The organism is uncultured Sphingomonas sp. (assembly GCF_964235535.1).
Lineage (GTDB): Bacteria > Pseudomonadota > Alphaproteobacteria > Sphingomonadales > Sphingomonadaceae > Sphingomonas.
This window is the reverse complement of sequence record NZ_CAXSBH010000035.1, coordinates 17,453-29,225: the sequence shown is the minus strand read 5'-3', so window position 1 is coordinate 29,225 and position 11,773 is coordinate 17,453. Positions and strand designations below refer to the sequence as shown.

At 68.9% G+C, this 11,773-nt stretch carries 12 protein-coding genes and 1 tRNA gene; 7 read left to right on the top strand and 6 right to left on the bottom strand.

What is annotated here, in order from left to right; translation table 11 throughout:
* Positions 1 to 1,155: TldD/PmbA family protein (locus ACFE7F_RS11110; RefSeq protein ID WP_375403916.1), on the bottom strand; the 1,155-nt coding region annotated here is incomplete at its 3' end.
* Between the two features lie 38 nt (positions 1,156 to 1,193).
* Entirely contained in the window at positions 1,194 to 2,111 is a 918-nt protein-coding gene (gene ubiA / locus ACFE7F_RS11105; protein WP_375403915.1) for a 4-hydroxybenzoate octaprenyltransferase, read from the bottom strand.
* A 197-nt stretch (positions 2,112 to 2,308) separates the two neighbouring features.
* Here ubiA and ACFE7F_RS11100 point away from each other — a divergent pair, with 197 nt between their 5' ends.
* The 6 genes from ACFE7F_RS11100 to ACFE7F_RS11075 are packed head-to-tail and all read left to right on the top strand — an operon-like array spanning position 2,309 to position 7,350.
* Positions 2,309 to 2,716 (top strand): DUF2147 domain-containing protein, encoded by a 408-nt coding sequence (locus ACFE7F_RS11100; protein ID WP_375403914.1) that lies wholly within the window; start codon positions 2,309 to 2,311, stop codon positions 2,714 to 2,716.
* Between the two features lie 4 nt (positions 2,717 to 2,720).
* Positions 2,721 to 2,900 carry a hypothetical protein gene (locus ACFE7F_RS11095; RefSeq protein ID WP_375403913.1) on the top strand — a complete coding sequence of 60 codons (180 nt, stop codon included), beginning with the start codon at positions 2,721 to 2,723 and terminating at the stop codon, positions 2,898 to 2,900.
* Complete coding sequence (locus ACFE7F_RS11090; RefSeq protein ID WP_375403912.1) at positions 2,900 to 3,655, top strand: 16S rRNA (uracil(1498)-N(3))-methyltransferase; 756 nt, start codon at positions 2,900 to 2,902, stop codon at positions 3,653 to 3,655. The genes ACFE7F_RS11095 and ACFE7F_RS11090 overlap by 1 nt, the downstream gene beginning before the upstream one ends.
* 60 nt (positions 3,656 to 3,715) lie before the next feature.
* Entirely contained in the window at positions 3,716 to 4,618 is a 903-nt protein-coding gene (locus tag ACFE7F_RS11085; RefSeq protein ID WP_375403911.1) for a phytanoyl-CoA dioxygenase family protein, read from the top strand.
* 51 nt (positions 4,619 to 4,669) lie between these two features.
* Positions 4,670 to 5,959, top strand: a complete 1,290-nt coding sequence (locus ACFE7F_RS11080) for a hypothetical protein (RefSeq protein WP_375403910.1) — start codon at positions 4,670 to 4,672, stop codon at positions 5,957 to 5,959.
* Positions 5,959 to 7,350: a glutamate--cysteine ligase gene (locus tag ACFE7F_RS11075; protein WP_375403909.1), complete on the top strand. Its 1,392-nt coding sequence runs from the start codon at positions 5,959 to 5,961 to the stop codon at positions 7,348 to 7,350. The genes ACFE7F_RS11080 and ACFE7F_RS11075 overlap by 1 nt, the downstream gene beginning before the upstream one ends.
* A 126-nt stretch (positions 7,351 to 7,476) precedes the next feature.
* Here the strand turns inward: ACFE7F_RS11075 and ACFE7F_RS11070 are convergent, their stop codons facing one another.
* The gene (locus tag ACFE7F_RS11070; protein ID WP_375403908.1) at positions 7,477 to 8,751 is read right to left on the bottom strand and encodes a methyltransferase family protein; all 1,275 of its coding nucleotides are present in this window, start codon (positions 8,749 to 8,751) and stop codon (positions 7,477 to 7,479) included.
* 79 nt (positions 8,752 to 8,830) lie between these two features.
* Between ACFE7F_RS11070 and ACFE7F_RS11065 the strand changes: the two genes are divergently transcribed.
* Positions 8,831 to 8,901, top strand: a tRNA-Gly gene (locus ACFE7F_RS11065).
* 260 nt (positions 8,902 to 9,161) lie between these two features.
* Here the strand turns inward: ACFE7F_RS11065 and ACFE7F_RS11060 are convergent.
* From ACFE7F_RS11060 to ACFE7F_RS11050, 3 genes are read right to left on the bottom strand one after another with little or no spacing between them, the layout of a single operon-like run.
* Complete coding sequence (locus ACFE7F_RS11060) at positions 9,162 to 9,950, bottom strand: SDR family NAD(P)-dependent oxidoreductase (RefSeq protein ID WP_375403907.1); 789 nt, start codon at positions 9,948 to 9,950, stop codon at positions 9,162 to 9,164.
* 25 nt (positions 9,951 to 9,975) lie between these two features.
* A complete protein-coding gene (locus ACFE7F_RS11055) occupies positions 9,976 to 11,163 on the bottom strand; it encodes a zinc-dependent alcohol dehydrogenase (protein WP_375403906.1) in 1,188 nt (395 codons plus the stop codon).
* The gene (locus tag ACFE7F_RS11050) at positions 11,163 to 11,747 is read right to left on the bottom strand and encodes an SRPBCC family protein (RefSeq protein WP_375403905.1); all 585 of its coding nucleotides are present in this window, start codon (positions 11,745 to 11,747) and stop codon (positions 11,163 to 11,165) included. Before ACFE7F_RS11050 ends, ACFE7F_RS11055 begins: the two co-directional genes overlap by 1 nt.
* Positions 11,748 to 11,773: the final 26 nt, after the last annotated feature.

The window sequence follows — 11,773 nt, the reverse complement described above, 5'->3', positions numbered from 1 at the left end:
GCCCGTCACGCCGTTGACGCCCATCCCGATCAGTTCGGTCACGAGCACGCCGTCGACGATGTCGGCGAGGAGCGTTGCGCGCGGTACACGGCCCGCCGCCATGAACAGGTTGCTCGTCGACACGCCGGGACCTCCGCCGACACCGCGCGCGGCATGGCCGGTCGGCTCCAGCCCGAGCTGGCGCGCCGACGCCGAATCGAGCAGCCAGGTCTGCAACACGCCATCTTCGACGATGGCGGTCGGCGACACCGGCAAGCCCTCGCCGTCGAACGGCCGCGAGCGCAGCCCGTGCGGTCGGTGCGGGTCGTCGCGGATCGTCACGCCGGGCGCGAACACCGCCGTGCCGAGCGCGTCGAGCAGGAAGCTCGTCCGCCGGGTAATCGCCTGCCCCCCGATCGCGCCGACGAGATGCCCGACGAGCGACGCGCCGACGCGCGGGTCGAACACGATCGGCATCTCGCCCGACGGGAGCTTGCCGGGGTTCAGCCGCAGGACCGCGCGCTCGCCCGCCAACCGGCCGATCTCGTCGGCCGGGTCGAGCCGGGCGAGGTGGCGCGCGCCGTGATGCGCATAGTCGCGCTGCATGTCCCCGCCCTCCCCCGCGAGCACGCTGGCCGACACGCCGTACCCGGTCGCGGCGTACGCACCCGCGAAGCCGTGCGAGGTGGCGAGCGCCCAGACGGACCGCGACGCACTGGCCGACCCGCCCTCGCTGTTGGTGACGCCCGCGACCGCGCGCGCTGCGTCCTCGGCAGCGAGAGCCAGGTCGCGCAGCGTCTCTGGATCGGGATCAGCCCCGTCATCGAGGCCCAGCATCGGCGGGCTCCCGCGCATGAGCCGCTCGGCGGGCGCGAGCCCGGCATAGTCGTCCTCGGGTGCTTCGCGCGCCATCGCCACCCCGCGCTCGACCAGCGTCGCGACGGCCTCGTCGGACAGGTCGGAGCTCGATACGCTTGCCGACCGCGCGCCGACGAAGACCCGCAGGCCTAACTCTCCCGACTCCGAACGGCCGACATCCTCCAGCGCGCCGAGCCGGACGGAGACGTCGAGCGAGGCATCGGCGGCGAACACCGCGTCGGCCGCGTCCGCGCCCGCCGCTACGGCGCGTTCGACGATGGCGTGGGCGCGGTCGCGGGCTTGGTCGGGCGTCAGCATACGCGCGGGTTAGGCCGGGGCGCGGAACCGCGCAACCGTCAGGCGGTGCCCACGACGAGGCAGGCGAGGAACATCAGCAGCCCCGCCGTGCGGTTGCTCCGGAAGCGGTCGAGCGCGTTCCGCCCGTCGATCGGGCGGAGCGTGCCGACCTGCCAGCCGAGATGCGCGGCCACCGGCAGCAGCGCCGCAAGCGCAAGCGGATCAGGGCGCACCCGCCACAGCGCGACGCCCCAAGCGGCGACCGCGACAGCGTAGAACGCGGCCACCCCTCCCCGCACCCGTCCGCCGAGCGCCCGGGCGGACGAGCGCACGCCGATCAGCACGTCGTCGTCCACGTCCTGGAGCGCGTAGATCGTGTCGTACCCGATCACCCACGCCACCGATCCTACGTACAGCGCCGCCGCCGCGAGGCCGAAGCCGTCCGCCGCCTCCACCCACCCGACCAGCGCCCCCCAGGAGAAGACGAGGCCGAGCCACGCCTGCGGCCACCAGGTGATCCGCTTCATGAAGGGATAGAGCGCGACGAGCGCGAGGCTTGCCACCGCCACCAGCGCGGCGGGCGGGCGGAGCTGGAGCAACACGACCAGCCCGACCAGCGACAGCACGCCGAGCCACGCCCACGCGGCGCGCACCGACACCAGCCCGCTCGGGATCGGCCGAGCGGCGGTACGCGCCACCCGCGAATCGAGATCGCGGTCGACGATGTCGTTATACACGCACCCCGCCCCGCGCATCGCGACGCTGCCGAGCAGCAACCAGCCGATCAGGTCCCACCGCGCCACCGCCTGCCCCGCCAGCGCCACCGCCCACGCACCGGGCCAGAACAGCAGCCACCAACCGATCGGCCGATCGAACCGCGCGAGGAGCGCGAAGCCGCGTAGGGGACGCGGCAGGCGGGCGACGAGGCCGCGATGCTGGCTGTCGGGGGTAGTGGGAGTGACCGTGCGTTCGGACATGGGAAACCTTCTGCCCCAGCTGAGCCCCATCGTCACCCACTCACCCCTTTCGTCACCCCGGACTTGTTCCGGGGTCCATCGCTGTGCGGGGCCGAGCGTGAACCGCGATGGACCCCGGACCAAGTCCGGGGTGACGGGGTTGGGCGGGGTCGTGCAACCGCTTTCCCCTACCCTTCGCCCGCCCTATGTTCCCCGACATGAAACGCTTCCTCCCCGCCCTCCTCCTCGCGTCACTCGTCGCGACCTCCGCCCCCGCCGCGCCGCGCGCTGCCGGGCCCGAGGGCGTGTGGCGCAACGGGCGCGATACGGTACGCATCCGCGTCCAGCGCTGCGGGCGCGGCCTGTGCGGGCGCGTGGTCCAGGCGGCTCCGGCGGCGCAACAGGCGGCCGCGCAGGGCGGTACGCCCAGGCTCGTCGGCACCGACCTGTTCCGCGCGCTCGAGCGAGGCGAGGGCGGCCTTTGGTACGGCGAGGTGTACGTCCCCGACCTCGGCCGCGCGGTCGAAGGATCGCTGGAGCAGGTGGACCGGAACACGCTGGTGGCGGAGGGCTGCCTGTTCGCGGGTTTTGGCTGCAAGACGCAGGAATGGACTCGGGTCCGCTGACCACATGATCGGGCTGTCGGTCGCGATCGGGCGCTTCATCGAGGCGCTGTTCTGGGCCATCCTGCGCGTCGCGGGCGGCATCGCGGCGGTGGCGATCGTGAGCGCCCTGGGGCTGGCCTGCGCTTGGACGGTCGGGCGCAAGCTGTGGCGGACGCGGGCTTCGGCGAGGTTGGGGCGGCGCTGATGGCGGCCACCCCGGCCTGGCCGCCCCGCTCCACCCCCCGCCTGTTCGTCGACGAGGAGCTCCACCGAGGCCCACGCCGCATCGACGGCCCGTCCGCGCATTACCTGCTGTCGGTCATGCGGCTGAAAGTCGGCGACGCGGTCAAGCTGTTCGACGACCGCACCGGCGAGTGGCTTGCCGTCGTCGACGCGACGAACAAGCGCGACCTCGACGTCCGGCTCACGACGCTGCTCCGCCCGCGCGAGCCGGTACCAGACCTATGGCTCTGCGCCGCGCCGCTCAAGAAGGGCCGCGTCGACTGGATGGCGGAAAAGGCGTGCGAACTCGGCGTCGCGCGGCTCGTGCCCGTCCTCACCCGCCGCGCGGTCGTGGACAAGCCCAACACCGATCGGCTCCGCGCGCACATGATCGAGGCCGCCGAGCAATGCGACCGCACCGCGCTTCCCGAGCTCGCCGAACCGGTCAAGCTCGCCGCCCTCCTCCGCGGCTGGCCGTCCGAGCGCACGCTGTTCTTCGCCGACGAGGCCGGCGGCGAGCCCGCCGCCGCCGCGATGAGCGCCCGCGCCGGCCCCGCCGCGATCCTGATCGGGCCCGAAGGAGGCTTCGACGACGCCGAACGCGAAGCGATCCGCGCGCTCCCCCAAGCGGTCGCCATCGCCCTTGGCCCCCGCATCCTACGCGCCGACACCGCCGCGGCGGCCGCCTTATCGATCTGGATGGCCGTTGCCGGCGACTGGCGAACGGGCGACGCTTGACCTCGCCTCGGTCGCGCGGGCATGGGTTGGGCGGCCGCCGGCCCACCTGAGAGGACCCCGATGAACCCCGTTCCGCTCTATCTCAGCCCTAACTTCGAAAAGCTGGCTGCGGAGTACGACGCGGCCGACCTGGCGCTGCTGCGCGAGTTCGCGACCAAGGGCTATGTCGTCTTCGATCCGCAGGTCGACGAGTTCGACGCCGTCGCCGACCGCGCCTTGGGCGACCTTGACGGCAAGTATAATGAACGGCAGCGCGTCCAGGACGCGTGGCGGCAATCGGACGCGGTAAAGGCGATCGCCACGCACCCGCGCATCCTGAAGGTGCTCGAGCTGCTGTACGGCCGCAAGGCCTTTCCCTTCCAGACGCTCAATTTCAACGTGGGGACGCAGCAGAAGACGCATAGCGACACGGTGCATTTCGACTCGCTGCCGCGCGGCTTCATGGCGGGCGTTTGGGTCGCCCTGGAAGACGTCGACGCCGATAACGGGCCGCTGCAATATTATCCGGGATCGCACCGGCTTCACCATTTCGACCTCGGCGAACTGGGCGCGCGCGACGTTCGCACCGCGGGCAATTCGATCTACGGCTTCTACGAAAGCGTCTATGAGCCCGCGATCGAGCGGCTGGTCGAGGATCAGGGGTTCGAGCCCGAGTTCGCGCATATCCGCAAGGGTCAGGCGCTGATCTGGGCCGCCAACCTTCTCCATGGCGGCTCGCCGATCCTCGACAAGGGACGGACCCGCTTCTCGCAGGTCACGCACTATTTCTTCGAGGATTGCGCCTACGTGACGCCGATGGGTACCGACCTTCTGGCGGGCTACACCTATTTCCGCCAGCCATGGGACGTCGCGACCGGCGCCAAGCGCTCCGGCACCTACGGAGGCGAGCCGGTCAACGCGCGCCGGGTCCTGTTCCACCAGGCGAAACGGCACGCGCAGCGCGTCCTCGGCAAAGTATTCTGACGATCCGCGCGTAAGATAAAGGGCGGCCGTATGGAGTGGTTGCGCGTCCGGATGAATCGCACCCGCTGGTTCATGCTGGCGGTCTTGGTCCTGGGCCTGGCCGAGCGCGTGCTCTGGAACGGCCTACGGGCGACCACCGGCGCGGAGGCCGAGGCGTTCAACGTCGCGGCGGCGATCGCCGAGGGTCGCGGCTTCGCCGACGCGTATCGGACGGGCGCCGGACCCACCGCGCATCTAACCCCCGTCACTCCGGTCCTCGCGGGCGGAGTCTACGCCGCCCTGGGCGTCAAGTCGTTCCTGAGCGAGGCGGTACTCGCCATCTGGTCGATCGGGCTGGCGCTCGGCACGCACCTCCTGCTGTACCGGGCATTCGGCCGCATCGGCGTGCCGCGGCCGCTACGCCTCTTCGCCTTCGCGTGGGGGTGCCTCGCGCCCACCTATATCAACCAGGAGGCGGTCGACTTTCGCGTCTGGGAGGGCGGGCTGGCCACGTTCGCCGTCGCCCTGTTCCTGGACCGGCTGCTCCGGCTCGTCGAAATCGACGAGCGGTCGCCGCGACCCGCCATCGCGGTGGCGGCGATCGGCGGCGCGATCTTCTTCATCAACCCGGCGATGGGGGTGGGCGTGATCGCGTGCATGGCCTTGTTCGCCTTCCGTCATCTATCCGTGGGCGCGACGCTGGCGGCGGCGGGAAGCGGCGCCGCGATGATCGCTGTTCTGGTCACGCCATGGGCGATCAGGAACGCCGACGCGCTGGGTGCTTTCGTCCCGCTGCGCAGCAACGCAGGCCTGGAGCTGGCGTTGAGCAACTACCCGGGCGCCGAAGACGTGAGCGATGAGCACCAGGCCTATCTCTCGCGCATCGCCCGGATCCATCCGTCGATCAGCGACGAGGCCTATCGCAGGCTGCGCAAGGTAGGCGAGTTGGAATATTCCAACTCGCTTGGACGGGAGGCCGTCGACTGGATGAGGGGGCATCCCGGAACCGCGATCAAGAAGGCCGCCGGCAATTTCCGCGAGATGTTCGTTCCGAGTGATTGGAAGTTCGACCCCTCGGGCATATCGAGGATCGCGTGGTTGAGGACGCCGCTCGCCCAAGCGACCGGGGTTTTCGGCTTGATCGGCATGTTGGTCGCGATGTCCCGTTTCGGCATGGCCGCCCTCTACCCCGCGATCTACGTGCTGACCGTGGCGGTGATGATCAGCCCGTTCCAACCGGTGGTGCGCTACATATACGTGATCTCGCCGGTGCTCGTATCCTTCGCGGCCTGCACCGGGCTGTTGCTCGCCCGCGCCACGCCCTCTAGCCCGCCCCGACGCCCGCGCGTAAAGCGCGCGTGATGACGACCAAGACGGACACAGGCACCGACACGCGCTCGCCGGCCATCGAGTCGCGGACCCAGCTCATCGAGACCTTCGCGCGCGGCGAAAAGCCGCCCGAGCGGTGGCGGATCGGGACGGAGCACGAGAAGTTCGTTTACCGCACCGCAGATCCCGATGTTTCTTGGCGCGCGCCGTCCTACGACGAACCCGGCGGCATCCGCGACCTCCTGCTGGCGCTGACCGAGTTCGGCTGGAGTCCCGTCGAGGAGGACGGCCGCGTGATCGCGATGAGCGGCCCGGACGGGTCGGTGACACTCGAGCCCGCGGGCCAATTCGAGCTGTCGGGCGCGCCGCTCGAGACGCTGCACCAAACCTGCGCGGAGACGGGCCGGCACCTCGCCCAGGTCAAGGCGGCGGGTGACAAGCTCGGCCTGGGCTTCCTCGGCCTTGGCATGTGGCCCGACAAGGCGCGTAGCCAGCTGCCGCGCATGCCCAAGGGCCGCTACAAGATCATGCTCGATCACATGCCGCGCGTGGGATCGATGGGCCTCGACATGATGCTGCGTACCTGCACCATTCAAGTCAATCTCGACTATGTGTCCGAGGCCGACATGGCCAAGAAGTTCCGCGTCGGCCTCGCGCTCCAGCCGCTCGCGACCGCGCTGTTCGCCAACTCGCCTTTCACCGAGGGGAAGCCGAACGGCATGCTGTCCTACCGCAGCCATATCTGGTCGGATACCGACCCGCACCGCACGGGCATGCTGCCCTTCGTGTTCGAGGACGGGTTCGGCTACGAACGCTATTGCGACTACGCCCTCGACGTACCGATGTACTTCGTTTGCCGCGATGGCCGCTATCTCGACGCAGCGGGGCTGAGCTTCCGCGATTTCCTGCGCGGCGAACTGTCGATCCTGCCGGGCGAACTCCCGACGATCGAGGACTGGACCAACCACCTCTCTACCGCCTTTCCCGAAGTGCGGCTGAAATCCTTCCTGGAGATGCGCGGCGCCGACGGCGGTCCGTGGAACCGCATCTGCGCCCTGCCCGCGCTCTGGGTCGGGCTGTTGTACGACCAGGGCGCGCTCGACGCGGCATGGGACTTGGTGAAGGACTGGTCGCTCGACGAGCGTCAGACGCTCCGCGACGCGGTGCCTGCCCGAGCGCTCGATGCCCCGCTGCCCGGCGGGGGCAAGCTCCGCGACATCGCGGGCGAGGTGCTCGACATCGCGCATGCCGGGCTGAAGGCACGCGCGCGCGCCAACGCCGCGGGCGAGGACGAGACGGGCTTCCTGGATCCGCTGCGCGAGGTCGTGCGGTCGGGCAAGACGCACGCCGAGCGCATGCTCGACCGTTATCACGGCGCGTGGAACGGCGATGTGAGCCGGGTCTACGAAGAAGAGAGTTTCTGACCGAAAAACCCCTCCTCTTTAGAGGAGGGGTTTGGGGAGGAGAACGCGGCTTGAGCAGTGAGCGCGGCAGGCCACACTCACAACCGGCCTTCCCCTCCCCAAACCCCTCCCCTGAAGAGGTGGGGCTTACTCCTTCCCTCGCACCCACCCGAAGAACCGCGGCACCGCCCCGTTCCGCGTCATCCAGGCATGGTACTCGGCATAGGCCGGGTCGGCGCGCAGATGCCGCTCCTCGGTTCGCGCGCGCCAATAATACACCCCGCCGACCGCCGCGAGCAGCAATGTGGCGCGCGCGCCCTCGACCAGCCCGGCGGTGGACAGGATCGGCAGCGTCGACAGCCACCAGAACAGGTTCTTCGACAGGTAGGCGGGATGCCGCGACCAGGCATACGGCCCGTGCGTCAGGATGCCGCGGTGGGTGAGGTTCGAGAAGCGTAGCCCGAACGCGACCGTCGCCCAAGCATAGATCGCGGTCAGCCCCACCAGCGCGGCCCCGATCGCCGCCCGCGCCCAAGGCTGATCGCCGAGCCAGTAGACCCAGTCCAACGTGCCCGGATGGTAATCGAGCGGCCCGCCCGCCGACATCAGGAGAAAGGGCGGGTAGCACATCAGCGCCGCCATCCACGCCGCCGCGTACGGGTTGGCCGAGCGGATATGCGCGTCGAGCGGGCGCATCGTCAGGATATAGCCGACGCTCGCGAATGCCACGTCGATCACGAACATGACGGTGATCAGCAGCCGCGACAGCGCGACCGGATCGGCCAGGGAGCCATGCCAATCGGCGCGGATCAGGTCGCCGAACCCGGCCGGTGCGATCGCGAGCATAAAGGCGAGGAAGAACGCCTTCACGCCCCAAGCGCGCAGATGCGCGTAGATCAGCTCGGGGTCGTGCGGCTGGCCTATGAGCCAGCTCCCAAGCGCATGCGCTCCGTCGCGGCGTTGGACGAGGCGACGGTCGATCCACAGCACGTACGGCACCGACAGCGCAAACAGCGCCGGCGCGACGGCGGTGAAGCACCACATCGCGAACTGGAAGTCGCCCCGCCAATAAAAGCGACCGGTCGCGTAGATCAGCGCGATCCCGGCCCAGGTCGCCCACAGCCCGGCCAGCTTGGTCAGGCTATCGTCGAGGGTTTCCCGCCAGGGTCGCGAGGTGGCCCAGTCGACTCCCGTCGAGGGACGAAGGTGGACCTTGTCGACCAGCAGCGACCAAAGCACCATCGGCACCGCGCAGGCGAGCAGGTTGACGAGCGCGGAGTACGGCCCGTCGAGATGGTGGAACTTGGCGACCGCGATCCAGGCAGCGACCCCCGCCAGCCCCGCCACTCCGACGCCGTGACCGACCGCGGAGGGTGGCCGGGGATCGGCGAGGTCGGGACGGATCGCGTGCGGCTGGAACATTCGTCGGCGGTTAGGGTGGAATGGTAAGCGGCCGGTGAAGCTTGCGTGGTTGGAAACGCTTGGCTATCCGTGGAGCCACGCGGGTGTAGCTCAATGGTAGAGCAGAAGCCTTCCAAGCTTATGACGAGGGTTCGATTCCCTTCACCCGCTCCGCGCCGCGCGGCTTGCGCCAGCGGAGCTGACGCAGGACTCGCGCAAGCGCGGCCGGCAAGCGTGAGGCCACGCCTCACGACTTGGCCGACGGCGCGGCTTCGCCGTGCCTCTCTCTTCATCGGCAATCCAAGCCTCTGCCTTGCCGGGTGCCAACCCACCGGCACAGCGCCGCGGCAAAGCCGCGTCGTCGGACGAAACGCGCGGCGAACCCGCACGGTCGCCGGCCGCGCTTGGACGAGCCTAGCGCCAGGGTGACGCTAGCCGTCCTTCGCCGAGCCCGGCTCCGCCATCCCGCGATGCTGCTCCGCCAACACCGCATTCGGAATCACGTTCGCCAGCACCCCCTGCACCTTCGTCTTCAGCCCGGAAAACACCGAAGCCTTCCCCGCCATCAACGCGTCCCAGCCGTCCTTGGCCACCAGCGCCGGATCCCGCTTGTTCGGGTCCGCCCCGACGGACGTGTCCAGCATGTCGCCGCGCGCGAAGAACTCCGTATCCACCGGTCCCGGCATCAGGTTGGTGATCGTGACGCCCTTCGACTCCTTCACCTCGTTTTTGATCGCCGCGACGAAGCTGTCCACGAACGCCTTGGTACCGTTATAGACCGCGTGGAAGCTGCCCGGCATGTAGCCCGCGATCGACCCCGTCACGAGCAGCTTGCCCTCGTCGCGCGCAACCATGTCCTTCAGGACGCGCTGCACCAGATAGATCGTGCCGACGATGTTGGTGTCGATCACGTGCCGCCAGTCCTTCACCTGCTGGTCGAGGAACGCGTGTCCCAGCCCGTGGCCGGCATTGGCGCACAGCAGGTCCACCCGCCGTCCGTTCGCGGCGCCCAGCAGTTGGTCGACGCCCTGGATCGTCGACAGATCGGCCATGACCGAGCTCACCTGCGTCCCGAACTGCTTGAAGTCCTGCGCGGCAGCGTCGATCAGCGGCTCGTCGGCGACGACGAGGATGTCGTACCCGTCCTTGGCGGCGAGCGTCGCCAGCTCGAACCCGATGCCCGTCGACGCGCCGGTGATGATCGCGAACTTGTCGGCCATTTTATCTCTCCTGCAATCCGAAGGGTCAGGCGGGCAAACCCGTGCCCGGCTTGAGCACGATCTTGGTGTACTCGTTCTGGCGGTCGTGGAACGCCTTGTAGCCTGCGGGCGCGTGTTCCAGGTCCATCCGGTGCGAGATCATGAACTCGGTGTCGATCTTGTTCTCCATGATCGCATGGAGAAGCGCGGGCATATAATGCTGGACGTGCGTCTGCCCCGTCTTGAGCGTCAGCCCCTTCTCCATCAGCGCGCCGAGCGGGAATTTATCCACCAGGCCGCCATAGACGGCGGGCATCGACACGCGCCCGCCCTTGCGGCACGCGATGATCGCCTGGCGGATCGCATGGATCCGGTCGGTGCCCAGGAACGTCGACGCCTTGATCTGGTCGACGATGTTGTCGAAGAACGCGCCGTGCGCCTCCAGCCCCACGCAGTCGATGCACGCATCCGGCCCGATCCCGCCCGTCATCTCCATCAACGCGTCGTAGGTCGCGGTCTCCTCGAAATTGATCGTCTCCGCGCCGAATCGCTTCGCCAGTTCCAGCCGGGCCGGGAAGTGGTCGATCGCGATCACCCGCTCCGCGCCCATCAGGAACGCCGACTGGACCGCGAACAGCCCCACCGGTCCGCAGCCCCAGACCGCGACGGTATCGCCCGGCTCGATCTGCGCGTTGTCCGCCGCCATCCACCCGGTCGGCAGGATGTCCGACAGGAACAGCACCTTGTCGTCCGCCACCCCGTCGGGGATGACGATCGGGCCGACGTCGCTGAATGGCACGCGCACATACTCCGCCTGCCCGCCCGCGTAACCGCCCGTCAGGTGGCTGTACCCGAACAGCGCTGCCGTCTCGTGGCCGTAACCCTCGCGGCCGATATCTTGATTGTCCGCTGGCAACCCATTGGGACAGCCCGAATATTGCGACTTGGAGCAGTGATAGCACGAGCCGCAGGCGATCACGAACGGCACCACCACGCGCTGACCCTTTTTCAGCGTCGATTTGGGCCCAACCTCGACCACCTCGCCCATGAACTCATGGCCTAGGATATCGCCCGCCTGCATGGTCGGGATGTAATGGTCGTACAGATGGAGGTCCGACCCGCAGATCGCGGTGGACGTCACCTTGATGATGCAGTCGCGCTGGTTGACGATCTCGGGGTCGTCGACCGTCTCCATGCGGACATCGTGCTTGCCGTGCCAAGTGAGCGCGCGCATCAGGCCATCTCCTCTTCATACTGTGCACGGTTCATCGCGGAGGTGGCGATCTCGCCCGTCTCCATTAGCTGCTTGAACCGGGCGAGGTCGCGGCGCGCCTGGATGGCGGGCTCGCGCTGGAACATCTTGGCGATCAGCTTGCTGATGATCCCGCCTGGCGGGGCGTAGAGAATGGTGAGCGACACCACCGTGCCCCGTCGCCCGGCGTCACGGAAATCGATGCGCCCGCTATTGGCGACGCTTGCGCCCGGCTCGCTCGTCCAGGCGATGAACTTGTCGACCTGCTCGTCGGTCACGCGCGCGTCCCACTCGACCGTCTGACCCGCCGGGGCCTTGACCACCCAATGCGACAGCTTGTCGTCCTTCACGTCGATCGAGACGACGTTCTCCATGAAGGTCGGCAAGTTGGCGAAGTTGCGGAAATAGCCGTATATCTCGCTGACGGGCTTGGCGATCGTCACCGCCTGCACGGTGGCGCTCTTGCCCTTGGCTTCGGGTACGCCGGCCGCGGTTTCGCCGGCGGCGTCGCGCTTGGAGGTGGCGGCCGGGCCACTATCGGCCGGGCGTGGGGACGGCTCGCTCATGCTGGGCTCCCGTTAAGCATTCGGGA